Annotated in this window: 1 protein-coding gene; it reads right to left on the reverse strand. The window is 39.6% G+C overall.

Features of this window, described 5'->3' with window-relative positions:
• Positions 1 to 740 (reverse strand): hemagglutinin repeat-containing protein (locus ABW51_RS09560; protein WP_197271871.1); only part of this gene is annotated, 740 nt, incomplete at both ends.

Consider the following 740-nt stretch of genomic DNA (forward strand, 5'->3'; position numbering starts at 1 on the left):
ATACCACTTTTTGTTGTGCTAGATTGGCTATCGGAATCTTTACCATAGCCCATGCCATAGGAGAATTGGAGAGACTCCTTGCCTTCAGCCAATTTCTTGGTGTTCTCTTGTCCATTTACTCCTTTAGAATTAACAGTTGTGTTGCCATTTTTATCGGTATAAAGCAGATTACCATCTTTATCCGTGGCTTGTTTTGTACTTTGAGCTGCACCATTCTCTCCAAATGGTGTTTCAAAGTTAGCTGACACACTGCCACTTACACCAAAACTGCTGCCACTATAATTTGAGTGATTTTCAATATCTGAATGAGTAATGCTGCCAGTACTAAAATGGTTTTTACCATCTGCTTCTGCTTTTTGGGTAGAGGTAATCAATGCACCTTTAAGATCGGTATGTTTATTAACATTAATATCATAACCTTCATCACCAGCATAAATTCCAGCCTGTTCATTCACGCTTGCATGATCAGCATTGATTTTCGATTTATTGAAACTGCCTCCAACGGATGCGCCATACCCCACTGTCACACTACCACTTACATTCATTTGTTTACCATGATAGCGAGATTTATCTTGCAAACTCTCGATATTCAAGTTTTCAGCATTAAGTTCTACTCGTTTGCCTTTTACTTGGCTGCCAATAATATTGGCATCACCACCTGCATGAATAATGGTTTTACTCTGGCTATCTCCCACGTGGCTTGCAACATAAGTGGTTTCATCACCATTGCCATAGCCTTT

Source organism: Haemophilus sp. C1, from assembly GCF_001276515.1.
In the GTDB taxonomy this organism is placed as follows: Bacteria; Pseudomonadota; Gammaproteobacteria; order Enterobacterales; family Pasteurellaceae; genus Haemophilus.